Source organism: Gracilibacillus sp. JCM 18860, from assembly GCF_055395245.1.
The window spans coordinates 1,299,559-1,324,879 of record NZ_AP043868.1; the positions used below are offsets into that span (position 1 = coordinate 1,299,559).

At 36.0% G+C, this 25,321-nt stretch carries 23 protein-coding genes; 5 read left to right on the plus strand and 18 right to left on the minus strand.

What is annotated here, in order from left to right; translation table 11 throughout:
- Positions 1–2: 2 nt before the first annotated feature.
- Positions 3–626 carry a GTP diphosphokinase gene (gene yjbM, locus ACZ5R4_RS06800; RefSeq protein WP_054860572.1) on the minus strand — a complete coding sequence of 208 codons (624 nt, stop codon included), beginning with the start codon at positions 624–626 and terminating at the stop codon, positions 3–5.
- Positions 627–776: 150 nt separating this feature from the next.
- On the opposite strand from yjbM, the gene ACZ5R4_RS06805 reads away from it, so the two are divergent.
- The 4 genes from ACZ5R4_RS06805 (at position 777) to ACZ5R4_RS06820 (ending at position 3,318) form a co-directional block, all read left to right on the plus strand.
- A complete protein-coding gene (locus ACZ5R4_RS06805) occupies positions 777–1,349 on the plus strand; it encodes a CYTH domain-containing protein (protein WP_277678590.1) in 573 nt (190 codons plus the stop codon).
- Between the two features lie 188 nt (positions 1,350–1,537).
- Positions 1,538–1,945: a globin domain-containing protein gene (locus ACZ5R4_RS06810; protein ID WP_054788643.1), complete on the plus strand. Its 408-nt coding sequence runs from the start codon at positions 1,538–1,540 to the stop codon at positions 1,943–1,945.
- Positions 1,942–2,835 (plus strand): ClpXP adapter SpxH family protein, encoded by an 894-nt coding sequence (locus tag ACZ5R4_RS06815; protein WP_464368238.1) that lies wholly within the window; start codon positions 1,942–1,944, stop codon positions 2,833–2,835. The genes ACZ5R4_RS06810 and ACZ5R4_RS06815 overlap by 4 nt, the downstream gene beginning before the upstream one ends.
- 309 nt (positions 2,836–3,144) lie before the next feature.
- Positions 3,145–3,318, plus strand: a complete 174-nt coding sequence (locus ACZ5R4_RS06820; RefSeq protein WP_181397599.1) for a hypothetical protein — start codon at positions 3,145–3,147, stop codon at positions 3,316–3,318.
- A gap of 241 nt (positions 3,319–3,559) precedes the next feature.
- On the opposite strand, the gene ACZ5R4_RS06825 is transcribed toward ACZ5R4_RS06820, so the two are convergent.
- The 13 genes from ACZ5R4_RS06825 to ACZ5R4_RS06885 all read right to left on the minus strand — a co-directional run bounded on the left by ACZ5R4_RS06825 (position 3,560) and on the right by ACZ5R4_RS06885 (position 18,588).
- Positions 3,560–4,348 carry a sulfotransferase family 2 domain-containing protein gene (locus tag ACZ5R4_RS06825; RefSeq protein WP_464368239.1) on the minus strand — a complete coding sequence of 263 codons (789 nt, stop codon included), beginning with the start codon at positions 4,346–4,348 and terminating at the stop codon, positions 3,560–3,562.
- Between the two features lie 94 nt (positions 4,349–4,442).
- Entirely contained in the window at positions 4,443–6,389 is a 1,947-nt protein-coding gene (locus ACZ5R4_RS06830) for a glycosyl transferase (protein ID WP_464368240.1), read from the minus strand.
- On the minus strand, positions 6,376–7,350 hold the full coding sequence (locus ACZ5R4_RS06835; protein ID WP_464368241.1) for an NAD-dependent epimerase/dehydratase family protein: 975 nt from the start codon (positions 7,348–7,350) through the stop codon (positions 6,376–6,378). The genes ACZ5R4_RS06830 and ACZ5R4_RS06835 overlap by 14 nt, the downstream gene beginning before the upstream one ends.
- A complete protein-coding gene (gene rfbG / locus ACZ5R4_RS06840) occupies positions 7,310–8,416 on the minus strand; it encodes a CDP-glucose 4,6-dehydratase (RefSeq protein ID WP_464368242.1) in 1,107 nt (368 codons plus the stop codon). The genes ACZ5R4_RS06835 and rfbG overlap by 41 nt, the downstream gene beginning before the upstream one ends.
- Positions 8,413–9,192: a glucose-1-phosphate cytidylyltransferase gene (gene rfbF / locus ACZ5R4_RS06845; protein WP_109985042.1), complete on the minus strand. Its 780-nt coding sequence runs from the start codon at positions 9,190–9,192 to the stop codon at positions 8,413–8,415. Before rfbF ends, rfbG begins: the two co-directional genes overlap by 4 nt.
- Before the next feature lie 428 nt (positions 9,193–9,620).
- Complete coding sequence (pepF, locus tag ACZ5R4_RS06850; RefSeq protein ID WP_464368243.1) at positions 9,621–11,441, minus strand: oligoendopeptidase F; 1,821 nt, start codon at positions 11,439–11,441, stop codon at positions 9,621–9,623.
- A gap of 75 nt (positions 11,442–11,516) precedes the next feature.
- The gene (locus tag ACZ5R4_RS06855) at positions 11,517–12,611 is read right to left on the minus strand and encodes a competence protein CoiA (RefSeq protein WP_464368244.1); all 1,095 of its coding nucleotides are present in this window, start codon (positions 12,609–12,611) and stop codon (positions 11,517–11,519) included.
- Positions 12,612–12,664: 53 nt separating this feature from the next.
- On the minus strand, positions 12,665–14,062 hold the full coding sequence (locus ACZ5R4_RS06860; protein ID WP_464368245.1) for an MDR family MFS transporter: 1,398 nt from the start codon (positions 14,060–14,062) through the stop codon (positions 12,665–12,667).
- A gap of 197 nt (positions 14,063–14,259) precedes the next feature.
- Positions 14,260–14,940, minus strand: coding sequence for an adaptor protein MecA (gene mecA, locus ACZ5R4_RS06865; protein ID WP_054788980.1), 681 nt, complete (start codon positions 14,938–14,940; stop codon positions 14,260–14,262).
- A 348-nt stretch (positions 14,941–15,288) separates the two neighbouring features.
- A complete protein-coding gene (gene spxA, locus ACZ5R4_RS06870; RefSeq protein ID WP_054788981.1) occupies positions 15,289–15,684 on the minus strand; it encodes a transcriptional regulator SpxA in 396 nt (131 codons plus the stop codon).
- A gap of 213 nt (positions 15,685–15,897) precedes the next feature.
- Positions 15,898–16,500 (minus strand): GNAT family N-acetyltransferase, encoded by a 603-nt coding sequence (locus ACZ5R4_RS06875; RefSeq protein ID WP_054788982.1) that lies wholly within the window; start codon positions 16,498–16,500, stop codon positions 15,898–15,900.
- A 124-nt stretch (positions 16,501–16,624) separates the two neighbouring features.
- Positions 16,625–17,848: a putative glycoside hydrolase gene (locus tag ACZ5R4_RS06880; protein ID WP_464368246.1), complete on the minus strand. Its 1,224-nt coding sequence runs from the start codon at positions 17,846–17,848 to the stop codon at positions 16,625–16,627.
- Positions 17,849–17,964: 116 nt separating this feature from the next.
- Positions 17,965–18,588: a TetR family transcriptional regulator gene (locus ACZ5R4_RS06885; RefSeq protein ID WP_054860562.1), complete on the minus strand. Its 624-nt coding sequence runs from the start codon at positions 18,586–18,588 to the stop codon at positions 17,965–17,967.
- 146 nt (positions 18,589–18,734) lie between these two features.
- On the opposite strand from ACZ5R4_RS06885, the gene ACZ5R4_RS06890 reads away from it, so the two are divergent.
- Positions 18,735–20,936 carry an MMPL family transporter gene (locus tag ACZ5R4_RS06890; RefSeq protein WP_464368247.1) on the plus strand — a complete coding sequence of 734 codons (2,202 nt, stop codon included), beginning with the start codon at positions 18,735–18,737 and terminating at the stop codon, positions 20,934–20,936.
- A gap of 24 nt (positions 20,937–20,960) precedes the next feature.
- On the opposite strand, the gene ACZ5R4_RS06895 is transcribed toward ACZ5R4_RS06890, so the two are convergent.
- The 4 genes from ACZ5R4_RS06895 to opp3b are packed head-to-tail and all read right to left on the minus strand — an operon-like array spanning position 20,961 to position 25,017.
- Complete coding sequence (locus ACZ5R4_RS06895) at positions 20,961–21,875, minus strand: ABC transporter ATP-binding protein (RefSeq protein ID WP_464368248.1); 915 nt, start codon at positions 21,873–21,875, stop codon at positions 20,961–20,963.
- Positions 21,868–22,917, minus strand: coding sequence for an ABC transporter ATP-binding protein (locus ACZ5R4_RS06900; RefSeq protein WP_464368249.1), 1,050 nt, complete (start codon positions 22,915–22,917; stop codon positions 21,868–21,870). The genes ACZ5R4_RS06895 and ACZ5R4_RS06900 overlap by 8 nt, the downstream gene beginning before the upstream one ends.
- A gap of 19 nt (positions 22,918–22,936) precedes the next feature.
- On the minus strand, positions 22,937–24,085 hold the full coding sequence (gene opp3C, locus ACZ5R4_RS06905; protein WP_054860561.1) for an oligopeptide ABC transporter permease: 1,149 nt from the start codon (positions 24,083–24,085) through the stop codon (positions 22,937–22,939).
- The gene (gene opp3b / locus ACZ5R4_RS06910) at positions 24,085–25,017 is read right to left on the minus strand and encodes an oligopeptide ABC transporter permease (protein WP_109985052.1); all 933 of its coding nucleotides are present in this window, start codon (positions 25,015–25,017) and stop codon (positions 24,085–24,087) included. Before opp3b ends, opp3C begins: the two co-directional genes overlap by 1 nt.
- Positions 25,018–25,321 lie beyond the last annotated feature (304 nt).

Genomic DNA, 25,321 nt, shown 5'->3' on the forward strand with positions numbered 1-25,321 from the left:
CATCATGTATGATTATGTTTTTTCGTATGATATATTCTTTGCGCTTCTTGGATTTCGTCTTTTATCTTGGCCATTTCCTCATCTAACCTGAATGCCGCTTCTGCCGCTCGCTTTAATCGTGTTTGTATCTTCTCAGGGATTTGCCCCTCATATTTATAATTTAAAGAATGCTCATTGGTTGCCCAAAAATTCATGGCTAAGGTTCGAATCTGAATTTCTGCAATAATTTGACGCAAACCATGAATCGTCTCAACTGGATATTGGATGATTAGATGATAGGATCTGTATCCACTCTCTTTTTTATGATTAATATAATCTCTTTCTTCCATAATTTCAAAATCTTCCCTTGATCGAAGTCGGTTGACGATGTCATGAATATCATCAACAAATTGGCAGACAATTCGTAGCCCAGCAATATCCTGTAGGTCTGTTTCTATCTTTTCAAAAGGTATATGTTTTCTTTTCATTTTCTCCTTGATACTGGAAATCGGCTTAACTCTACCTGTTACAAATTCGATTGGTGAGTGATGAGACTCATATTCAAATTGTGCACGCATTCCGCGAAGTTTAACCTTTAATTCATCGACCACCTGTGCATAAGGTGCCAAAAATGTTCTCCAGTCCATGCCCTGCACCACCTTAGTCTACTTTCTCTTATAAGTATATTTTACCACATCTTCCTTTCAATTTGATAATAGATTAATTTTTTGCAATTTTACGCTATAACAGCGAAAATATTTAAGGGAAAGTATTATAGACCATATAGGGGGCTTCTTATGTCACAAGAAATCGAGATTGAATTTAAAAATTTACTTACTAGCCAGGAGTATCGAAAGCTTGATCCACTTTTTCATTCCGTTACACCTATTGTTCAAATCAACCACTATTTTGAAACACCTGATTTCGCGCTTAAAAGACATGGTGCAGCCCTTAGAATTCGTGTAAAACAAAATCAATATCAACTAACCTTAAAGCAGCCCAATCCATCTGGTTCTGGTTTATTGGAGACCCATCAATGGTTGTCTGAAAAGGAAGCAGGCTTATGGCTATCCGGTAAAATGACACATGTAAATGAAATAACTCCATTGTTAGAAAAACTATCTGTTCATTGGAAAGAGCTACGATATGGTGGCAAGCTACAAACAACGCGAAAAGAAACAAACTATCAAGAAACAATCCTTGTTCTAGATCACAGTGTATATAATGGAAAAGAGGATTTTGAATTGGAGTTAGAAGCAACGGATGAGCAATACGGCAATCAAGTCTTTACAGAGCTGCTCGATGCATTTCAGATAGAAAAAAGAGAAACTCCTAGCAAAATTGAGCGATTTTATCATACACTAGAATAAACAATGTACAAGACATACACATAAGGATAGGACAACAGTTTCTATAGGTTAAAACTGTTCAATAACAGATAAATGCTTACCTTTAAAGGTTTAGATTACCAAATCACTTTATTTGCTTGTTCTTACTGTTCACTGTTACAATATAGTGAAAGAATTTCTTTAAATGATCATGAAAGGTATGGAATAGCATGAAAGAGGCAAGCTCCATTTTTGAAGCAATTGGTGGTCAAGCAAAAATTAATGAATTGGTAGATGCGTTTTATGCTCGAGTTCAAAAGCATCCTGATTTAATTCCGATTTTTCCCAATAATTTTACAGAGATAGCTCGAAAGCAAAAACAATTTCTAACTCAATTCTTTGGTGGGCCACCGTTATATATACAAGAACATGGGCATCCGATGATGAAAAGACGACACGCTCCTTTTCCCATTACACCTACAAGAAGAGATGCCTGGCTAACATGCATGGAGGGTGCATTGGAAGAGGCGCAAATAGAAGAACCGTTTCGAAGTGCGATGTTTGATCGGCTTATCTTAACAGCCAATCACATGATGAACACACCTGAACCTGAAAAAGAGAAAGGAGAATCATTGTGAATTGGAATTCTGCCGGTTCATGGCAACCACAAGATCGTAACCAAATAGCACAATATCACTTTATTGATGTGTTAAAAAAACCGGTTGAGATTTATGTATTTGTTGATCCTCTATGTCCTGAATGCTGGTCATTAGAACCTTATTTAAAAAAGTTGACCGTTGAGTATGGAAGGTTTTTCACCATTAGACCTGTATTAAGCGGGCAACTAACCGATTTGCATAGGGATAAATTTGAACGCCCCAAAAAACTAAAGGATATTTGGGAAAAGACGGCAAAGCGAACGGGAATGAGCTGCGATGGTGACCTATGGATAGAGAACCCGATTTATTATCCATGGCTAACCTCTATTGCGATTAAGGCAGCAGAGCTTCAAGGTAAAAAGGCGGGAAAGAAATTTCTTAGAAAGATTCAGGAATTGGCTTTCCTAGATAAACAGGATATTTCAAGCGAAACTGTCTTACTCCATTGCGCGGAAGCTGTTCATCTTGACATCGAAGAGTTCCGAAATGATCTTTATTCCAAATCTGCCAAAAAAGCATTACAGTGTGATCTGAAAATCACGAAAGAAATGGAAGTAGAATATATTCCAACAATGGTTTTCTTCAATGAATCAGAAAATGAAGAAGGCTTGAAGATCTCTGGTATTTATCCATATGATATCTATGTAAAAATCTTAAAACAAATGCTACAAAAAGAACCTTTACCAGCAAAAAAACCGAAATTATTAGATTTCTTATCCCATTATGAATTTGTTGGTACAAAGGAAGTAGCTGTTGTCTATGACTGGACAATGGATAAAGCCGAAAAAGAAATGAAAAAGCTCCAGCTTCGACAAGATGTAGAAAAGGTTCCTGTAAAATTCGGATCCTTTTGGAAATATAATAAATAATGTCTAACTAACACAATGGTTGTTCTACTATTGTGTTAGTTTTTTAATCGGATGGTAATGAAGAAAGAGGACTAGTTTTAGTCCTCTTTCTTCAGGTTCTAGTTTTCTATATAAAGATAAGGGATGGGAGAAAGTTTCAAGTCAAACAAAGGGGTTTTGTTTGTAAAACGTCTCATATAGAATATATCAAGGACAAGTACAAATGGCAATAGTTATGTGCAACATTTCACAAAAGTGTCACACTTCTAAAATGGTCCTATTCTTCATACATTATTTTTGGGTAGAATTATTTATAGAGGAGGCTTGACAATGCTAATGAGGTTAATATTTATTCTACTTGCCGTATTTGCTGCCTTACTTAACCTTTTAGGATTACTGCGATTTATTCCAATGTACATAACCATCCCTATACTATTTGTATCCATTTACCTGGCTGTATACTTTTACCATGATCGAAAGCAATTTAAAGGGTTTCACTCCTAATTAACGACTACAATTTAAAATAACGATTATCTCACTATATAGTGGCTGTGACATGACTGAAAAAAAGTAACACACAATAATAAGCACCGATTATCCTTATTTAGATAATCGGTGCTTATTTTTGATAGAAAGAATCGTTTAGTCTATTAAATGAAGAGGGCATTTTCTGCTTCCATCCTTCCTTGGACGGAATGTGAGTGAACATCAATTGGTTACCGTTACTTGATAGTATGATGTGATACTAAGCTTTAATTAAATTTAGATTTTTTTCATAACCATACATTGTAAAATCACCATGATAAATATCATCTACTAATTTTTTTGTTTCCTCATCATAAAAACTGATATAAGTCGGGAATACGGGGAACGATGGATCGGATATACTCATCTCTGCATAATGACCTTCAAAAATCATATGATTAGAGGTATTATGGGGGGAGTATAATTGGGTTATATCTGTTTTTTTTAATTTATATTTTTTTTCTATTTCCGCAATTTGATTACAAAAGTCCTCCAAATAAATATAATGGTCTACAAATTGTTCCTCACCATCTATATATTGTTCCGCAAAGTGCGGATCAGTTGATGAAATATTTGAACCTGTATCCTTGATATAGTATAAAAATTGTTTGAAAGAAATACCCTTATTGTTATTACTTGATTGATGCTCTCTAATCGCTTTCCAAACACTGTACCAATAAGGGTCATCGTAGTAGTATAACATGAGAAATGCACTTACTGCTCTTTTATAAGGATTCCGTACTAGTTTATAAACCTCTTTTTCTTTACTGAATAACTGATCAGCTAGTTCTGAAACATAATTATCTCTTTTTTTGAACACATTAATTTCGTATTGATGAATCCATGGATGATATTTTTTGGCTATATCAAGCGAGCCAATATGGTGAAAGAACCAACTAAGCAAGCTAGTACAGCCACTTTTTTGGCTCCACATCAAAATGATAGGAAATGACTGATGGTAATTTGGCAGCCTTTTGAAAATTAGATTCATCGTTTTCATCTGTTCCATTATTTCAACTCACCTTTCATTTAAAATATTATATGCAGGATGTAATCTTCTTTGATTTGCTTTGAGAAGCAGGGACATACTACTGAAGGGTAAATTATTTACTGGGATAACGAAAATAATTTTTTGGATCATGCTTTTTCTCTTGTTCTACAATAACTTGAAAGTTTACATCCTCCATTTGAGAGAATCTAATCTGTTGAAGATGCTGGATATAGGGGACATAGATATAGTCTATCATCTCTTTGGTAAAGCTTAATCTCTCTATTTGCCACAAATCGAATTCTTCCTCGTTCAAAATTAACAAACTCCCAAAATGGTAAATAACCAGCTCTACTTCGTCTAACCTAACAACATCATCATTTTTATGGATATTATAAAGGTTATTCATAACTAAATTCCACGGAGCAGCATTAACACCTATATTTCGGATAATTTTTATATTCTCAAACAAAAAGGGAATGTGCTCCAAGTATTTCTGGTCCCCCCAACGATTCCATTCCAGATCCTCCTCGTCAAAACACCATTCCAAACAACGATCTTTCCACCAGTTGATAATCTTCTTGCTGTTCTCATCCTGTCTAAAGCCAAGCAATCCTGCCTGGTAAATTCCATACCTACGAGTCAATTCTGGAGTTCCCCGTTGCGAGCACATGAATATAGAATATTTCCCCCACTCATCAAACAGTGGCTTTGGATGAGAAAAGAAATAGATATCTGCGTCACAATATACTAGACGGTCAATTTCCTTAAAATTGTCCAATACATAAAGCGAAAGCTGAGGCTTTAATGTCCAACAATATTCTTTTAGTGTCCTTGTTTGTTTTACCTGTTGGTATTCAAGTGTTTCAATTTCGGCTACAGAAAGTATTGACGCATTACTCAACTTCATATTAGAGAGTATCAAGTAACTTGGGTCATCAACACAACATATCCATAAATGAAAATTATCACATTGATTCTTTAATGATTCATATAGTGCTAAACCTTTAACTAAATACTCTTCGCTTACAATAGTACAGAAATGATAAACTTCGTTCCTTCGATTCATTATTCGTTTCAAAGGAGTAAACTTATACGGAGTTTTTGCACTTGAAAAACCATTTTCATCTGAACGAGTAATCCCTATTCTATTTAATATTTTTGGCCTCATTCTCTTAAACATTTTTATCACGGCTTGAAGTTCTTCCAAATAAGGTGCATAAATTTCTCTATTTATTACGTCTTGGATAATTAGTGTGTCTAGTGACCAAAGGTCGAATTCATCTTCACTAAATATCTGGAGGCACGCGAAGTGGAAAGCAATCAAGGGGTCTTTTTCAATATGCAAATGATTGCTGAACTTCTCTATTTTATAATCATTGTTGTAAATGCAATTCCAGGGGGCGGCATTGATCCCAAGGTGGTTAGATATCTTAATATTAGAGAAAAGGGTTGGTAGCTTATCCAAATATTTTTGATCACCAAACTTATCTTCAACTGGATTGGCAAAGCACCAATCCAAACATTGGGATCTCCACCATCTCAAGCTCTTCAAACCATCCTTATCGTTTTTAAATCCGATTAATCCTGCCTGGTATAGCCCGTAATTCTTTTCTACCCAATCCGAATCCCTCTGTGGACAAAGAAAAACAGAACTCTTCCCCCACTCATCAAACAAAGGCGTTGGATCAGAGAAGAAGTATATATCTGCATCACAGTATACAACTGAGTCGAGCATCCTTGTTGTTAAAAGGTAATGGATGAGAGGAGCTTTAAGTGTCCAACAATACTCATTGATTTTACGTTCTTTCTTAACCTTTAGGAGTTGTCTGTCTTCCACTTTCTCTAATTTAATAAGCTTTGCATGGCTTAAATTCATCATTTCAAACGTATAGTAGGTTAAATTATCTATACAACAAATCCATAAACGGAAATTGTGTGCATTTCTCTCAAGGGAATTATATAATGCAATGGCCTTGAATAAATAGTTCTTTCCTACAATGATACAAAAATGTTGACATTTTGATTCAACATTTTTTATTTTAGAATCATGACTGCTCATCTTCCTGTTTTTCCTCCCTTTGATTATTCTTAAGAAAAGATTTAATTCCTTCCTTTAAGGATACTCTTGGATACCAATGAGGAAGTGGTGTTCCACGTCTCCACGGAATCATGATTTCCCTTGGACGATAATCAATGCCACCCCAGGTAATTGGTAATTCCTTTCCTATAATGCTTTCAAATTCGGTAACTAGCTGTTTCAACTGGATTAACTCTCCACTCGACACAACAAATTTCTCTTGAGTTTTTGAGTTCCCATAAAGTAAACGATTAGCTGCTACAATATATGCATCTATAACATCATCAATAAATACAAGATCAAGATATTGTTCTCCTGGCGTCATAACCAATGGTTTATTATCTACATAGGATGAATAGAGTAAATTCATGATTTTAGGTCTCGGATCAAAAGGTCCATAATTATCAAATAAAGTTAAAGTTAAAGCTTTCAATCGATTTGTTTCAGAATAGTAACAAAGTATATCCTCAAAAGCTTGCTTCGTCGCAGCATACAAGCTGTTAGGGTTGTAATCTTGTTGGTCAAAGTGCTGTGAAAACGTGCCTGTATTGATGAAATGAGACGTTCCTGATGAAGAGATTGCCTCTACAAGTTCTGTACCGAATGTTACATTGCAATCAAGCATATTTCTAATATTTTCGGGGGTATAATGGATTGTCGCAACAGAGGCTAAGTGAAAGGTAATATCTGGAGATACCTTTTCAACAATCTGAGATAAACTGGTAAAACTGTTGGTATAATAGTGGATTTTAATCTTGTCTATTACGGAATCTAATAAGTTCAAGTTGGATGTTGGTCTAACAATAGTATGCACATTCCAGCCATTTCGGACCAGTCTCTGAGTTAAACGAGAACCGATAAAACCGGAGGCACCCGTAATTAACGCCGTGACGGGTTGCGAATTACAATTTGTTATAATGATCACCTCCAGATATATAATCATGAATTTGTTGCAAGCTAAATAAACGCATATTTTCCTTTTTTTCATAAGCTTTAGTCCATTCTACAATCCGATCCAAGGATTGATCCAAGTCCCAAGTCTGTCTCCAACCCAGTTCCGATTTTGCCTTAGAGCTATCCAGTTTTAAAAAAGTTGCTTCATGTACAGCTGACAGATCATCCTTTACTAGATAACTCACTTCACCTTCCCATTTTTCACTAATCCGTTGCACAATCCAGCGAACAGGTTTACAATCTGCTTCATCTGATCCAAAATTCCACGCTCCACTATATGCAGATCCTTCTGTTACAAGTTTTGAGGCAAGCATTAGGTATCCCTTAAGCGGTTCAAGGACATGCTGCCAAGGGCGTATGGAGTAAGGATTTCTAATGGAGATGACCTGATGGTTAAGTATAGCTTTTATACAGTCAGGAATTAATCGATCATTGGACCAGTCGCCACCACCAATTACGTTACCTGCTCTGACAGTTGCCACACCTAATGCATCTTGCTCGTTGCTTTGGCCGTTAAAATAGGAATTCCGATAAGCTGATGTAATCATTTCTGTACAAGCTTTACTGCTGGAATATGGATCATATCCCCCTAGACGATCAGATTCTCTATATCCCCACACCCACTCTTTGTTCTCATAACATTTGTCCGTCGTCACGATGATTAATCCTTGGACATTCACTTCCTTTTGTCTGGCTTGGCGGACAGCTTCTAATATATTGACCGTACCCATTGTATTAATCTCATATGTTTCAACCGGATCAATATAAGAAGTCCTTACTAATGGCTGTGCAGCCATATGAATGACCACATCTGGATTACATGTGATTAAAGCATTAGTCAACTTCTTTCTATCTCTAATATCTCCAATGATAGAATGTAGCATTTCATCAAGACGGCATAAGTGGTATAAATTTGGATCTGTCGAAGGAGTCAAGGCATAGCCTGTTACCTCCGCCCCCATAGAGGCCAACCAAAGGCTCAGCCAAGTACCTTTGAATCCCGTATGACCAGTAAGAAATACTTTTTTACCTTGCCAAAACTTTTTATTTATCATCTATCCCACTTCTTCCATGGCGCTTTTCCAGTTTTCCAATAATCTTCGAGAACATTACGATCTCTTAGCGTATCCATTGGATGCCAAAATCCGAAATGTTTATAAGCCATCAGCTGACCGTCCTTTGCCAAATTGCGGAGTGGTTCCTCCTCTAAAACCATTTGATCCCCCAGGATATAGTCAAAAACTTGTGGTTGCATGATAAAAAATCCCCCATTAATCCACTGGTTGCCACCTTTAGGTTTTTCTTGGAAGCCGTTGACCTGTGAATCACTTCCCAATTCAAGGACTCCAAATCTTCCTGCCGGCTGAATCGAAGTGACTGTAGCTAATTTTTTATGAGTGTTATGAAAATCGCGAAGCTTTAACAAGTCAATATCTGCCAAACCATCACCGTAAGTTAGCATAAACGGTTCATTTCCAATATATGGTTGTATCCTCTTCAATCTTCCTCCAGTCATTACATTATCACCAGTATCAACTAAAGTAACTTTCCATTGTTCAGCCATCGATTGAAGGTAAAACGGGTGGGATTGTTTAGTAAAATCAAATATTAAATTGGAGTTTTGTACATAATAATTATTAAAATACTCTTTTATCACATGTCCCTTGTATCCAAGACAAATAATAAAATCGTTAAATCCATATGAGGAATAAATTTTTAAAATATGCCATAAAACTGGTTTTCCTCCTATTTCGACCATAGGCTTTGGTTTTAAGTGAGTTTCTTCGCTAAGACGAGTACCGTAACCTCCCGCTAGAATAACAACTTTCACAAATATCTATCCTCCTTTTTGCCTAATAACAACTTCAATAATCTCATTATATGTAAGACCATATCTAGTTCTTGGACAAATAACTCTAACCTTACAAAAAAGATAAGAGTGTATCCGAAACAGAACGAGAAAAATTCGTTACATTAGAACAGAAAAATGGCTCTGATTATCTTATAAAGATAATCAGAGCCATTTTAGTAGGAGTAAGAAATCAAAAAAACTGGTTCTATGTGTATTTTACTTTCTCCTGTAATGGTTCATAGGGACACGCCGCCGAAGGTTATTGTGTGGTTTCTTTGATTTTATTGTGCTTCGTGCTTTTGTTTACAAATAAACGATAATTAAAACGTGATACCCACCTACAGATTGTTGGTGAGTGTCACGTTTTTGATTTTAATCTAATCGGTTTTGTCCCAGCCGTTTTTCCTTTATTTATTGATTTCCTCTAACAGATTTTCCATCTCTGTTAATTTCTCTTCAAATACTTTTAAGGCATTTGTTACTGGTGTTTTTTCTGTCATGTCCACACCTGCTCGTTTGAGGACTTCAATTGGATAATCACTACTTCCAGCTTTTAAATAATCTAAATATCGCTCAACTGCAGGCTCTTTTTCCTCTAAGATTTGATTTGCTAATGACTGTGCTGCTGCATAGCCTGTTGCATATTGATAGACATAATAATTGTAATAGAAATGAGGGATTCTTGCCCATTCCAGTCCAATTTCTTCATCCACTATCAAATCATCGCCAAAGTATTTTTTATTTAGATTATAGTAAAGCTCCGTCAGTTTATCTGCGGTTAATGCTTCACCATTTTGGGACAGAACATGTATCTCGTGTTCAAACTCTGCAAACATTGTCTGACGGAATACTGTTCCTCTAAATCCCTCTAAGAAATGATTTAATAAGTATAACTTTTCCTTAGGATCAGAGGTATTTTCCACTAGATAATCGTTTAACAATGCCTCATTACACGTCGAAGCAACCTCTGCAACGAAAATAGAATAGTTTCCATAACGGTATGGTTGACTTTCATGTGTGTAATAGCTATGCATGGAGTGTCCTAATTCATGAGCAAGAGTAAATAAGTTGTTTAAATTGTCCTGCCAATTCATTAAGATGTACGGGTTCGTACTATAGGATCCAGAAGAATAAGCACCACTTCTTTTCCCCTTGTTCTCCTCTACATCAATCCACCTTTCCTCAAAGGCTCTTTTCATTACATTTAAATAGTCTTTACCTAATGGCGATAATGCCTTTAATACCGTTTCCTGTGCCTTATCATAAGTAAAGGTCATATTAACATCCTTAACAAGCGGGGTGTATAAATCATACATATGGAGTTCATCTAGTCCGAGCACTTTTTTACGAAGTGCCACATAGCGCTGTAGTAATGGCAAACCTTCATGAATTGCTGCAATAAGGTTATCATAAACAGATTCTGGAATGTTATTACGATTTAGTGCAGCTTCACGAGCAGATTGGTAATTTCTAACCTTCGCATAAAAATTATCCTTTTTCACCACACCTTGCAGAGTAGAGGCAAAGGTGTTGCGGAAGCTACCGAATGTATCGTACATCGCTTTAAAAGCATCATGACGCACACGTTGATCCTTTGATTCGAGGAAGTTAATATAACGACCATGTGTCAAATCCACTTCATTGCCATTTTCGTCCTTGACTGCTGGAAATGTCATGTCAGCATTGTTCAACATACCAAAGGTTTGAGAAGCACTATCTGTAACTTCTGATGCTTCCGCTAGCAGTGCCTCTTCTTTCTCAGACAAAACATGTGGTCTCTGACGATTAATCTCATCTAGTGTGTGCTGATATAATTGAAGCGGTTCATATTGTGCTAAATATTCTTTTAATGTTGATTCTTCTAGCTTTAATATTTCTGGGGTGATAAAGCTCATGACACTAGATGCTTGTGTGATAAGATTTTCTGCTTTTCCGTTCATCGCTTGGTAGAAAGAATTGGCTGTATCTTGATCATAGCGCATATGAGCATATGTATACAACGTACTTAGACGATCAGAAACCTCATCTTGCAACTGAAATAATTGATATAATTTCTCTGGGGACTCATGCAGCTTACCTTGAAAGGTTTCAAACTTTGGTAGTAGCTCCTTTACATCCTTCCACTCTTTTTCCCATTCCTCGTCTGAGGCATAAATATCTTCTAATTTCCAAGTTAATTCTACAGGAATTTCTTCACGAGTTGGTAAAGATTTTTGTGCTTTTGCCATTTTGCTTCCTCCTTTATTTCTATCTGTTTCTTTTATTATAACTTATAATACCATTATTCATACAGTATGATGTTTTTACATCTTCTCACTATGAATTGTTACCACATAGCTATCTTCTGTTTCCGCCTTTAAGATACCTATACGTTTCAACAACTGTAAATATTCTTCGATAGGGTTGCTCGGGGAAGAAATCAACGGAAATTGTGAAGGGTCTAAATGATGGTTTTGGAGGAGATCGACGGCCTCTTGTAGGGAAAAGCATGATCTTTTCTTCATTAAATCAATAAATAATCGTGTCTGCCAAATCCATGGAGCAGATTTCATTAAAAATTGTGAACGAACAGGGAGATAAATAAAGGATGGAAGGTCTTGTACTGTAAACTGATGTAGGTAAAGCCACTTTCGCCAAGCAGTTTCTTTAGAGTGATGCATTGGTACTGGTCTATTCCTCCACTTTTTTCTTTCATATTGCCAGTTAGATTTAAGAGCTGACATATCTAAATACATTCGTTGAAATAGTAGCCGAAAATCAAGTCTTGCTAATGGAATCGCTTTTAATTTACCAATCGCTTTTGTTCTCGTCAAGAAATAAAAATCCTGAAAAAGAATAAATTGTCTTTCTGTACTACAATAAAAGTATATCGTCAACGGAAATGTAGAATGAAATTGATGAATGTAGGATTGGTCGTTCAAGGTTAATTTGATGGTTTGAGAGGAAAGTCGTTGGAAACGATTCGCACCAAGGATCCAAATTGGATAATAACCACTTCTCCGATAAGCATTTGTTCGTTTGATCAGTTCGCTCGTTGTAATATTCGCACATTGGTATTCAATGGGTATTTGCCTATTCTCAATCTGGATTAACAAATCTGGTCTTTGTTTTATTTCTGGCAAGTATTGTTCCAAACTTACCTCAATCCCTTGGTTCCTAAACCTTTGATATAAATCTATTTTACCTTTTTCATGATAAGCGCCTTCTCCGCCTTGGGAGCATGTCGTATTCGACCGATGTGCAAAATGAGGGATCAGCTTTTCTCCTGCTTTAATGATTAATTTCTCCCCACATTCTGGGCAGATAAAAGTAGTGGTTTCTTTATACTGATTAATTTCTTCTATTGTACACGTATAAAGGGAGATATGCTCTCCTTTTTCATTTTGGGCTTGTAACATACAAAAAACACCTCCAGTCCACATAGTTCGACGTAGAGGTGTCTTTATCCTGCTTAATTAGATAATTTTCCTGGAATAGAATTTTTAATAAAAAAGGCTAAAACGAAACCTACAAGTGCGAATACACCAGCAACAATGAACGAGAAATTTACTCCATGAATCATTCCTTGTAATCCTCGATCTGGATTGGCTTGATTCATCATCACGGATACAAGTAATGCCGTACCTATTGCTCCAGACATTTGACGCATTGTATTGTTCATGGCTGTACCATGAGGCATTAGTTCAGCTGGAAGCTGGTTTAAGCCTGCAGTTGTAACTGGCATCATGACCATAGCAATTCCAAACATCCTTATTGCATTCACAACCGTTAAATAGAAAAACGTTGTTTCAGTTGTTAAAACAGCGAACATGAAGGTTGTAATCACAATAAGTCCTAGACCAGTAATGGCAAGCCATTTGCCACCAAACTTATCAAATAGTCGTCCGGTAACAGGATTCATTAACCCCATAAGTACTGCTCCAGGCAATAAAGCTAGTCCTGATTCAAAGGCTGTAAACCCAAGATATTGCTGCATCATAATAGGTAGGATGATCGCTCCACCAATCATAGCAAAGAAGGAAATCATTCCAATAGCAGTAGTTAATGTAAACATTTTATATTTAAATATTCGAAATTCAAGAATTGGCTTCTCAATTCTTAATTGTCTCATGATGAAGAAAAATAACGTAATCGCTCCAATAATTAATGGTATATACACAAATGGACTTCCCCATCCATGATGCTCATCCCCTGCATAGCTAAATCCGAACAATAATCCACCGAATCCAACAGTAGAAAGGGAAATAGAAATTGGATCAACTTTCGGAAAGGTTTGTTTTGTAACATTAACGAGTATTTTGTACGCTACGATAATATCCAAAATCGCAATCGGTAGCACAATATAAAATAAACTTCTCCAAGGGAAATGCTCTACTAACCATCCTGATAATGTAGGACCAATCGCCGGCGCAAACGCGATGACGAGACCAAATAACCCCATTGCAGAGCCTCTTTTCTCAATCGGAAAAACAAGAAACATAATCGTTTGCATTAATGGCATCATAATACCTGCTCCAGCCGCTTGCAGAATTCTACCTATTAATAAGACCGTGAAGTCTGGCGAAATGGCACAAACAGCAGTACCTAATGCAAAGCTACCCATCGCTGTTAAAAATAGTGCTCTTGTTGTAAATCGTTCAATTAAGAATGCCGTAATTGGGATCATAATACCATTTACAAGCATAAAAATAGATTGTAACCATTGGGCGGTAGCAGTCTCAATATTTAAATCATCCATGATATGCGGTAGAGCAGTACCTAACAATGTTTGATTTAAAATAGCTACAAAAGCACCCGAAATGAGCACAATCATCAGTGGAGTACGGTTGATTGTTGAAGTGTCACTCATAAAATTGTATTCCTCTCTTTTTTGCAATATCCTTCATCTTAACATAATATATTTCGAAAATCGAAATATATGCACTTAGCCTATTCTGATGATTGTAGTTTACCCAATTACCTTTCTAGTAAACATAACCAATGAAGGAATACTATACAGACGGCAAAAAAAAGAAAGCTAGGTATTCCATAACTGAAATACCTAGCCTATAAACTAAAGTGCTCTTTTACTTGAGCTAACGCATCTTCTTCAAAAATTTCCTTACCATACTCCTGAACAACAAACATAGTTAGAGGCGATTCTTGGCCAAATTCAAGAATTTGACTAATTAAGTCCTCTTGTTCATCATCAGACAAATAATCCTCATCAAAACGGGTGATCAGCATATATTTGTCATCATAATAATATAGCTCTTCTCCCATTCCCTCTACAGGTTCAAAGACATGACTTAATTGAATAATATCTTCTAAATCCTTAAAGCTTACTACAACTACAAAATCCTGACCATACTGCTGCTCAATCTCGTCCGCCTTATTCATTGGACCAAACTTTTCCTCCAGCAAAGATTCTATTTTGTCATCAACTGGCATATCAATCGTTTTGCCAGACTCTGTTGGTAATTGTAGATTTTGACCATCCTTTGATATCTGTGCTTTTGTTACAACAATTTCTAAACCTTTCTCTAATGCTTGCACTTGTATCCATAATGGTCCATCTATTTGAAAATCTTCTTCATTATAATTGACTTCGTCCATCACTTGCCAGAAAAGCTGTTCACTTTTCTCACGATTATACCAAATATCTTCGCGATCAAAACCACGATCTTCTATATCCATATATGAGATATAAAATTTAATGGTATTCTCATTAATTCTCTCGATCTCCATACATTAACTCTCCCTTCATGAATAAATGGTTGGGTTGGAAGGGAATCACCTTTTCTTTCTAAACCCTCTTCTTTCTTATACCCTATTGTTATAAGCCATACCTGATGGAAAAGATGCTATTACTATTGTATGACAATAAACACTTATTTGGAAACATAACAACTTATTTTTTTCATTTTTACCCTTTATAAGTATAAGGTATTATTTTAGATTGTAGCTTATTCTTTGTCATTTGTCATTAGATATATACATCATTTTTCGTCTATTTTTCTGTAATAACGAATTTACTGTAACGAGATATCCTTCTTTGTGAAAAAAAGCAGATCTCATGTAAGATCTGCTTTTCCTTTAATTAACCATTCGTTGGGCTTCACGTAACTGAAATGTTCTTACAGTACGTGGTAAGAAACGTCTTATTTCATCTTCATTATATCCAACTTGTAATCTTTTTTCATCCAAGATAATCGGTCTTCTAAGTAAGCCAGGATTATCCTGAATCAATTGAAATAAATCTTTTAAAGGTAATTGGTCAAGATTCACATTCAATTTCTGAAAAACTTTGGAACGTGTAGAGATAATCTCATCAGTTCCATCCTCTGTCATTCGTAGAATCTCTTTAATTTCATCAAGCGTCAATGGTTCAGAGAAAATATTTCGTTCATGAAATGCGATATCGTGCTCCTCTAACCATGCTTTCGCTTTCCGACATGATGTACAACTTGGCGAGGTATAAAGTGTTACCATGTAACTTCACTCCTCAAATGGATAAATTTATAATATTGATGCCTCTTACATCATTTATTACATTAAAATCAATCTAATTAACTTGGATATGTTTTCATTATACTACATATTGTGTTTGAAAGATAGAGTATTATGTGTTTTTCTTCACTTTTTACATATTTCTATCTTCAGTAGATTATACCCTATTAAGGACAGACTAAACATCCTAGTCGACTATTTCTTTTCATTTTCTTTGTTTTGCTCCAATGAATGGAATATGTCATCCCCATCAATATCTTGTTCATAGGTGAGCACCTCGTCAACAGGCTGATAGGACTTCCCATAGATTTCTTCATCTTTATATGTATGTATATCCTCATACATTTTTCTCATTTGGTTATAGATTTGTTCCTCATTTTCACCACTAGGTGACCAATACAAAATTTCTAATGTATTGCTTTCATCTGTTGCCAAGGATTTGCGTGTATAACCAATCGATTGTGCATGCTTAAACCCTTCACGACGATAAAAACGTAATCTCTTTGTCGAATCTGTGTCCTTATAATCAAAAGGTTCGACCTCTAAAATAATTGGCTTATTCTTCTGCTTAAGCTTTTGCATAAGCTGATGTCCAATCCCTTGTCCTCTCGACTCTTTAGATACATAGACATAATCTATAAACAGAAAGGTTGGAAACTCCGCATACATTAGTACGTGATGTGGACCTTCATCCTTATAATAGACGTCCCCTTTTTCTTTTAAAAGAATTTCCATATGTTCCTTTGACTTCATTTCTTCTATCGGAAAATATTGCTTCAATTTATCATACCAATTCATTAAATCTTGAATCCCCTTTTTGACAATCTGTTTTCACTATATTTACTATACCCTTAATTTTATTGCATTAATCCTAAAAAGCTAAGAAAAAACATTAGTGGAAAAACCCCACAAAATTGTGAGGTTAATCTAATTGCGTATAATCAACATTTTCTGTGTAGCTATTTCCTGCATTCCAAATAAGAAATTCCTCGATACCATTCTCATTTAATGCCTTTATTTGTGCTTCTACTTCTTCTTTACCATATTGGAAGGTAGGTCCACTGTAAAGCCAAGGAGCTTCAAAATCTTGAATCCAAGGTCTAGAAACAGGAGGCGACTCCAATGCTCCAAGCACTTTATTTTCTAATTTGGCATATTCATTAACGAGTTTATAAGGTTCTTTATCCGGAAAATCAATTCCGAAATAAGGAGTCCAATGGCTAGGATATATCATGGATGAAATAACATCAACATTACTAGATATTCTAGAAAAATTTTGCCCAATTCCAGGGGCTTCCTCAATCGTCGCTGCATAACCAAATATGTCCACAGACACATCCACATCATAATTCGACAATTCCTTCTTAGCATATGCAACAAAATCAGTTACCGCCTCAACACGTTTTTTTACCTCATTTAATTCCATATCCTTATAATCACCTTGATTATATTCGAGTTCTTTATCTCTCGTCTCAAAACCTTCAGGGAATCGCACATAATCAAATTGAATTTCTTGAAACCCCATTTTCGCAGCCATCTTGGCAATTTCTAGATTGTATTCCCAGACTTCCTTCTGGAAAGGACTAACAAATGCTTCACCTTTACTATTTTTCCACACTTTACCGTTTTGCGTGAAGGAAAGTTCCGGTCGTTTTTCAGCTAAAACGGAATCTTTAAAAACCACGATTCTTGCAATTGGATAAATTTGTTTTTGCTCTAATGTTTTTAATAGCTTCTTCATATCACTTATGTAATTCAAGGAAATATCCTTATAAGGAGAGTCGTTCTCTGGTGTAAAGGTTAAATTGCCATGATCCTCCTTCACATCAATTACCATAGAGTTTAAATCTGTTGAATCTACTAGATCCACTAACTGGCTAAATCGACTTCCACCTGCAGACGGTCCTGTCACATAAATCCCTCTTACCGCATCAGGATACTTAAACTCCAATCCGGATTGATAGGTGAATAAAGGAAAAGTTTCTGGAATGTTATATAAAGCACTAAATAGTTTTTTACTTGTATGGGGGTATGCAAGTAATGGATCTGACGATGCCGCTTTCGTCTCTTGATATGATGGAAGAACAATAAAGCCAATAATAATGAGAAGAAGTAGTTTTTCCATGATGCTCTTTCTTTTCTTCATTTTTATCAATCTCCTACCTGTTTTTACTTTTATACTCTCATTATATAGAAAAAATAGAGTTTTTTGTTAAAATATCGGTAATTTCCTTGAAATTTATCAAAATTGAGTCATTAGACTTAATTAGTAACGTTTATACCGTGCCAAAGTAACTCAATTAGTTGTTCAGCCGTCTCTTCCACAGAATAAGTTAAGGTAGGGTGCTGCTTATTCATATAGCCGACCTTTAACAAGGAAACATAGGAATGAGTCAAAAAGGCAGGATGAAATGGACGAATCTCTTCACTATCTATCGCTTGTCGAAATGCGCTCTCTAGCACTTGATACATTTCTTCCTCTGACTGCTTTATTTTTTCAAGCTGACTTTCGGATAATTCCTTTCTAGCTCCCTTTAAATAGTTCTCTACATCGATATCAATTGTTTTCTCTAAGTGAATCTTGGTTATTTTAACTAGCCGAGACTTTAATGGTAATTCCTCTTCTAAAAAAATTTGTATCTGATCTCGAATACGGATCATTAACATAATCATGGCTTCCGTAAATAATTCTGCCTTACTAGCATAATAATAATATACCGAAGCTTTCGTTACATCACATTTATTTGCAACACTTGCAATCGATACATTAAGATAACCATTTTCAAGAAATAGCCTTAATGCCTCTTGTAATATTAATTCATTGGTAGGTTGTTTTATGTCACTATCCTTTGGCCTACCCAAGCGTCTAAATCCCTTCTCTTTCAAAGATTTTCTCTCCTTATAAAACTTTTGTGTTCTACAATTATAACATAATTTTCATAAGTAATGTTTGATAATTAACCGACCAGTATATATAATTAATTCTATAAAGCAGACTAATTAAATACATACAACGAGGGAGAGATTATTAGATGAAGTTACTAGAAAATTGGGGTAATTTAGTCGCTAACAAAAAAAGCCGGTTTGTTACATTCATTATTTGGCTAGTCATTATAGCTTTACTTTCATCTATATGGCCACAAGTCAATGAAGAAAAAACAGGATCTAACCATTTATTACCGGAAAATACCATGTCAGTACAAGCAGACCAAATAATGGAGGAACAATTTCCAAATGAAAATGGAATTCCGTTATTACTTGTATGGCACCATGATAATCAGTTAACAGATGAGGATTATCAATTAGTCCAGCGCATATACCAAGAATTAAAAGAGAACCCGCTTGCACATCAATCCATGGTTCCTCCATTTGCGGAAATGCCACTACAGGCCTTAAAGCAAAGTGCATCAGGCGATGGATCAGCCCTTATCACTCCAATTTTCTTTGAAAAAAATACAGAAACAGAAGCATTAGCGGAATCACTTACTACTTTAAGAGATAAAATAACGGAGCAATTGGACTATAATCCATTTGATGAGAAATTATCTAGTAACAATCTTCATATTCGTCTAACAGGGCCAGTAGCTATTTCTACAGATGCAGTTGAATTGTTTAGTGAAGCCGATATAACCTTATTAATTGCAACGGTTATTTTAGTTTTAGTATTACTCATTATTTTATATCGATCACCTATTCTGGCAATCGTTCCTCTAATAGGTGTCGGAATAGCATATGGTTTGATTAGTCCCCTACTTGGTTTTATGGCTAACAAGGGTTGGATTGAAGTCGATGCACAAGCCATTTCCATTATGACTGTACTATTATTTGGTGCTGGAACGGATTATTGTTTGTTCCTTATATCAAGGTATCGTGATGAACTTCAGCACATTCATAACAAGTTCACTGCATTGCAACAAGCTATTAAAGGTTCTGGTGGAGCAATAGCCATGAGCTGCCTTACTACATGTATAGGGCTATTATCACTTGGGTTAACTAATTATGCTTCCTATGACCGATTCGCTGTTCCATTTAGTTTAGCAATATTTATTATGGGCTTTGCTGTTCTGACCTTCCTACCATCGATTTTATCTATGTTAGGACGTGTCGCTTTTTTTCCTTTTATTCCAAGAACCGAAAGTATGGTAGAAGATCTTGCTAAAAAGAAAGGAAAAGCGGTTCGTCTCCCAAAAGAACGAAGTAAGCTTCGTAAAGGTATTGGGAAATTAGTAACGGAAAAACCTTGGCGCATCATTGTCATATGTAGTGTCTTTCTTATTGGTTTAGCCCTGATCGTCCCTAAAATTTCCTATACATTTGGAGTACTTGATTCCTTTCCAGAGGATATGCCTTCAAGAGAAGGCTATACCCTAATTGAGGAGCACTATCCACCAGGAAATATTGCACCTGTTCAAGTAATAATGCAGACAAATGGTAAGGATATCGATGTAAAAGATGAGCTTTCCAATTTGGAAATCGTAGAGAGTGTATCTGATATAGCAACTGGCGAAAAGGATCCTAACTATCATTCCTATGAAGTCACCTTAGCTATTGATCCTTATTCCGATCAAGCAGTGAATGAAATTCCTGTGATCAAATCAGTTGTAGAAAAGAAGCTACGTGCTGCCGAAATGAATAATGCTAGTGACCATGTCTGGATTGGTGGAGAAACAGCAACCTTATATGATACAGAAGAGATCACGACAGATGACCAAAATCTTATTATCCCAGTTGTACTATTAATTATCGCTGTCCTTTTACTTGCGTATTTGCGCTCTATTGTCGCAACAATTTACCTGTTACTAACCGTCGTACTGTCTTATTTATCTGCACTAGGTTTAGGATGGCTAGTCATTCATTATCTTCTGGATGCACCTGCCATGCAAGGATTAATCCCGCTTTATGCATTTGTGTTTCTTGTTGCTTTAGGGGAAGATTATAATATTTTCATGGTATCAAGTATATGGAAAAATAGAAAGAAGATGCCATTGAAACAAGCTATTGCAAAAGGTGTCAGTGAAACAAGTAGTGTCATTAGCTCAGCTGGGCTAATTTTAGCAGGTACATTTGCTGTGTTAGCAGTACTACCAATGCAAGTGCTTGTTCAATTTGGAATTGTTACAGCAATTGGCGTATTATTAGATACCTTTATTGTTCGACCATTGCTCGTTCCTGCCATTACTACCGTTCTCGGGAGATTTTCCTTCTGGCCAAACAAACTATGGAAGAAAAAGTAAAAAACCGGGTGTGAACCCGGTTTTTTACTTCATTTTTTTAAACTCTTCTTCTGTACATAACACCCAGTGACCATTCTTTATCTCTCTTAAAGTGGCTCCTTCGGGATTGTAGCTATCATGATCAAAAACAACTCTTTGACGGTTTCTCTCATAATCTGGATCTGGAACGGGTATAGCTGAAAGCAGGGACTTGGTATAGGAATGAAGTGGGTTGCTGTATAGCTCCTCACTATCCGCTAATTCCACAATTCTCCCAGCAAACATAACTGCTATTCGATCACTAATATATTTTACCATTGATAAATCATGAGCAATAAATAAATAAGTGAGCCCTCGTTTTTGTTGTAATTCCTTCATTAAATTAACAACCTGTGCCTGTATCGATACATCTAATGCAGAAATTGGTTCATCCGCAATAATAAATTCAGGATCAACCGCTAATGCTCTTGCAATTCCGATACGCTGTCGTTGTCCACCACTAAACTCATGAGGATAACGAGATGCATGCTCTTTATTCAAGCCAACGGTTTCTAATAATTCATGAACTCGATCAGTTTTTTCTTTTTCATTTTTGGCTAATCCATGTATATCAATACCTTCTGAAATAATCTCTTTCACCGTCATTCTAGGATTTAACGAAGCATAAGGATCCTGAAAGATCATTTGCATCTGTCTATTGAAGGATTTTATTTCTTGCTTTGATTTCAAGCTATGGACATCGACACCGTTAAATTTCACTTCACCACTTGTTGCATCATAAAGTCTGATTATCGTTCTTCCAGTCGTTGATTTTCCGCAACCAGATTCGCCTACAAGTCCAAAAGTTTCCCCACGGTAAATATCAAAACTGATACCATCAACTGCTTTTATGACACTTTTTTTATTTGTGCGAAAATGTTGTTTCAATTCTTTAACTTCTAAAATCTTATCCTTATTCATTCTTGTTGTCCCCCTCAGTCGAGAAGCCCTTCATCCGTCTTTTTACAGCCTCAGGTGGCTCGATATGTGGAGCATCTTCATGCAATAACCAAGTCGCAGCATAATGAGAATCAGATACTTGGAACATTGGTGGCTCCTCTTCGAAATCAATCGCTAGGGCAAATTCATTTCTTGCTGCAAATGCATCTCCTTTTGGTGGATGAATTAAATCAGGGGGTGTACCTGGTATGGCAATTAATTTTTCCTCTTGACTATCGACTGTTGGCATTGAACCTAATAATCCCCAAGTATATGGATGTTTCGGATTATAAAAAACGTCATCGACTGTTCCAATTTCAACTATCTTCCCCGCATACATTACCGCAACACGGTCTGCCACATTGGCAACTACGCCTAAATCGTGTGTAATAAAGATAATGGATGTTTCCATTTTTTTCTGAATATTCTTCATCAACTCAATAATTTGTGCTTGAATAGTCACATCCAATGACGTTGTTGGCTCATCAGCAATTAATACCTTTGGATTACAAGCTAGTGCAATCGCAATAACTACACGCTGACGCATCCCACCTGAAAATTGATGTGGATATTGATTGATTCTTTTTTCCGGATCAGGAATACCAACTAATTGTAATAATTCTAGTGCTCGTTTTTTTGCTTCTTGCTTGGACTGGTTCTGATGAAGAATTAAGCCCTCCATAATTTGTTTTCCAACCTTCATTGTTGGGTTTAAGGAAGTCATCGGATCTTGAAAAATCATCGAAATATCCTTACCACGAATTTTTTGCATTTGTTTATTTGATAATTTCGTTAAGTCTTTTCCTTCAAACAAAATTTCCCCTTTAGGGATTTTACCAGCTGGCTTTGCTACTAACCCCATTAATGCTTTTGTAGTAACAGACTTACCTGAACCAGATTCTCCAACGATTGCGAGAGTTTCTCCTTTATTTAAAGAAAAATTCACACCTCTCACGGCCTGTACACTTCCACCATACGTATCAAATGTAACATGTAGATTGTTTACATCTAAAATAGAATCCAACTTTCGTCCACCTCCCTTTCTATTTTCTCATCTTAGGATCTAATGCATCCCTTAGACCGTCTGCTAATATATTAAAACCAATCATCAATAGAGATATAATCACAGCAGGAAATAGTAACATATAAGGATATACACGATAATCATCAAATGCTGTATCGATTAAAGTACCTAATGATGCGACTGGTGGTTGTAGACCTAATCCAATAAAGCTTAAAAACGATTCAAAGAAAATCGCACTTGGTATGGTAAACATCGTGTTTATAATAATGACACTTGTTACGTTTGGAATTAGATGTTTCATTAGAATTCGTTTATCATTAGCACCTAAAGTCCTTGCCGCAAGCACGAACTCTTGATTTTTTAATTTTAAAACCTGCCCGCGTACAATACGTGCCATGCCAATCCAGCCTGTGATCGTTAAGGCAATTGTTATCGCTAATAAACCTGGATCAAGTAACATGATCATTAAGATGACGACAACCAAATTAGGTATACCTGATAAAACCTCAATGACACGTTGCATATAATTATCAACACGACCACCGTAATAGCCAGAAATACCGCCATATAGTACACCAACAATCATATCAATCATGGCTGCTAAGATACCAATGTATAAAGAGATTTGTGTACCTTTCCAAATTCTTGTCCAAAGATCTCGACCCATGCTGTCTGTTCCAAACCAATAATAGCTATCCTCTTGTCCTCTTGCTGCATAAATGTCTACTTCCATTGCAACAGTATAATAATTATCATTATCTTCACTTGGTTCTTGAACTATTTCAACATTTTCCACATATTTTTCTTCAATATCATAGCTTTCTAGACCACGTTTAAGTGCTTCTTCCTCTGATTTCCCTTGTACTTCATACGTTTGAAGCCCATCTAGTCCTAGCCACTCTAAGCCTTTTACTTTTGCTGGTAAATATGCTGCATCATAATTTGCTTCTTCCATCGAATAATCGTTCATTAAAGGACCGATTAATGCAAGCAAAACAATAAATACAATGACTATTAACCCAGCAATTGCGCCTTTATTTTTCGTTAAACGAATCCAAGCATCCTTCCAATAGGAGAGTTGAGGACGAGTAAGCTCTTCACCTAAATCCTCTTGCAAATGGACACGTTGAAACTTTTCTTTGTTAGCTCCTTTTGTATCTTTGTCCATTAATCCTTCCCTCCTGCAATTCTAATTCTTGGATCAATCAAGCCGTATAATAGATCGACAATTAAAATAACTAAAACAAATAGTATCGCAAATAAAATGGTTGTCCCCATAATAACTGGATAATCATTCGTACTAATTGAAATAACAAATTGCTCCCCAATACCAGGTATAGCAAAAATTTGTTCGATAACTAAGGTTCCTGTCATTAAGCTAACTGTCATAGGTCCTAACACTGTAATCACAGGGATAAGTGCATTTCTTAAAGCATGCTTAAACATAACGATCCTATTAGATACTCCCTTTGCTCGTGCCAATTCAATATAATCAGACCCTAATACTTCTAACATTTCCGTCCGCATAAACCTTGCACATATTGCCATTGGGAAAATCATTAAAGCAATTGTTGGAAGGACAGAATAAATCGGTGACTCCCAGAACGAAACAGGAAAAAGTCTCCATTTTACCGCTAAGTAATATTGAAGTAAACCAGCAAACACAAAAGACGGTATTGATATTCCAATAACCGCTAAAATATTGGATGTATAATCTACCCAAGTGTTATGTCTTATTGCTGCAAACATCCCTAAAATGATACCTAGTATGGAACCAATAATTAATGCTTGTGCTCCTAAGTGGGCAGATGGCCCAATTCGATCAAGTATTATGTCTGTAACAGGACGATTATCATATTGAAATGACACGCCTAGATCACCACGGAAAATACCCGTTATATATTTTACATATTGAACAGGGACAGGCTCATCTAAGCCATATTGTTCCATTAAGAACGCCTCTTGCTCCACCGTCAATTTCCCGCCGATATTATTAAAAGGGGAGCCTGGCATCATTTTCATTAAGAAAAAGGTTGCCGATATGATTATAAATAGAGTGATGACCATATAAATCACTCGTTTTGTAATATATTTTGCCATTCCAACCACCTCCTATTTTATTAGAATGAAAAGCACAAAGCACCAGATTAAAACGTAGCGACTGCACCAGTATCCTACAGGTGGATCGACTTTGTCCGTCGAAGTGACAGTTTTAGTCAATCAATTCACAAAGCCGAAATAATACAAATTGATGTGACTCTTCGTATTACGGATTCGGGAAGTCACTTAGTTTTGGCGCTTGGAGCTAGTCATCTCTCTTTATATTTTCTTATCTTATTTAAAATTCAAAATTTTCCAAATTTTTTAGATAACAGGGGAAAAGAGAGTATGCCAACAATATGTT

Coding starts and splice junctions, on each gene's coding strand:
- spxA (WP_054788981.1), bottom strand. CDS start 15,684: ATGGTAACACTTTATACCTCGCCAAGTTGTACATCATGTCGGAAAGCG.
- ACZ5R4_RS06860 (WP_464368245.1), bottom strand. CDS start 14,062: ATGAGTGACACTTCAACAATCAACCGTACTCCACTGATGATTGTGCTC.
- ACZ5R4_RS06825 (WP_464368239.1), bottom strand. CDS start 4,348: ATGGAACAGATGAAAACGATGAATCTAATTTTCAAAAGGCTGCCAAAT.
- ACZ5R4_RS06880 (WP_464368246.1), bottom strand. CDS start 17,848: ATGAAGAAAAGAAAGAGCATCATGGAAAAACTACTTCTTCTCATTATT.
- ACZ5R4_RS06810 (WP_054788643.1), top strand. CDS start 1,538: ATGAAAGAGGCAAGCTCCATTTTTGAAGCAATTGGTGGTCAAGCAAAA.
- opp3C (WP_054860561.1), bottom strand. CDS start 24,085: ATGGACAAAGATACAAAAGGAGCTAACAAAGAAAAGTTTCAACGTGTC.
- ACZ5R4_RS06805 (WP_277678590.1), top strand. CDS start 777: ATGTCACAAGAAATCGAGATTGAATTTAAAAATTTACTTACTAGCCAG.
- yjbM (WP_054860572.1), bottom strand. CDS start 626: ATGGACTGGAGAACATTTTTGGCACCTTATGCACAGGTGGTCGATGAA.
- ACZ5R4_RS06830 (WP_464368240.1), bottom strand. CDS start 6,389: ATGAGCAGTCATGATTCTAAAATAAAAAATGTTGAATCAAAATGTCAA.
- pepF (WP_464368243.1), bottom strand. CDS start 11,441: ATGGCAAAAGCACAAAAATCTTTACCAACTCGTGAAGAAATTCCTGTA.
- ACZ5R4_RS06820 (WP_181397599.1), top strand. CDS start 3,145: ATGCTAATGAGGTTAATATTTATTCTACTTGCCGTATTTGCTGCCTTA.
- ACZ5R4_RS06855 (WP_464368244.1), bottom strand. CDS start 12,611: ATGTTACAAGCCCAAAATGAAAAAGGAGAGCATATCTCCCTTTATACG.
- opp3b (WP_109985052.1), bottom strand. CDS start 25,017: ATGGCAAAATATATTACAAAACGAGTGATTTATATGGTCATCACTCTA.
- ACZ5R4_RS06895 (WP_464368248.1), bottom strand. CDS start 21,875: ATGAATAAGGATAAGATTTTAGAAGTTAAAGAATTGAAACAACATTTT.
- ACZ5R4_RS06835 (WP_464368241.1), bottom strand. CDS start 7,350: ATGATTATATATCTGGAGGTGATCATTATAACAAATTGTAATTCGCAA.
- ACZ5R4_RS06890 (WP_464368247.1), top strand. CDS start 18,735: ATGAAGTTACTAGAAAATTGGGGTAATTTAGTCGCTAACAAAAAAAGC.
- rfbG (WP_464368242.1), bottom strand. CDS start 8,416: ATGATAAATAAAAAGTTTTGGCAAGGTAAAAAAGTATTTCTTACTGGT.
- mecA (WP_054788980.1), bottom strand. CDS start 14,940: ATGGAGATCGAGAGAATTAATGAGAATACCATTAAATTTTATATCTCA.
- ACZ5R4_RS06875 (WP_054788982.1), bottom strand. CDS start 16,500: ATGAATTGGTATGATAAATTGAAGCAATATTTTCCGATAGAAGAAATG.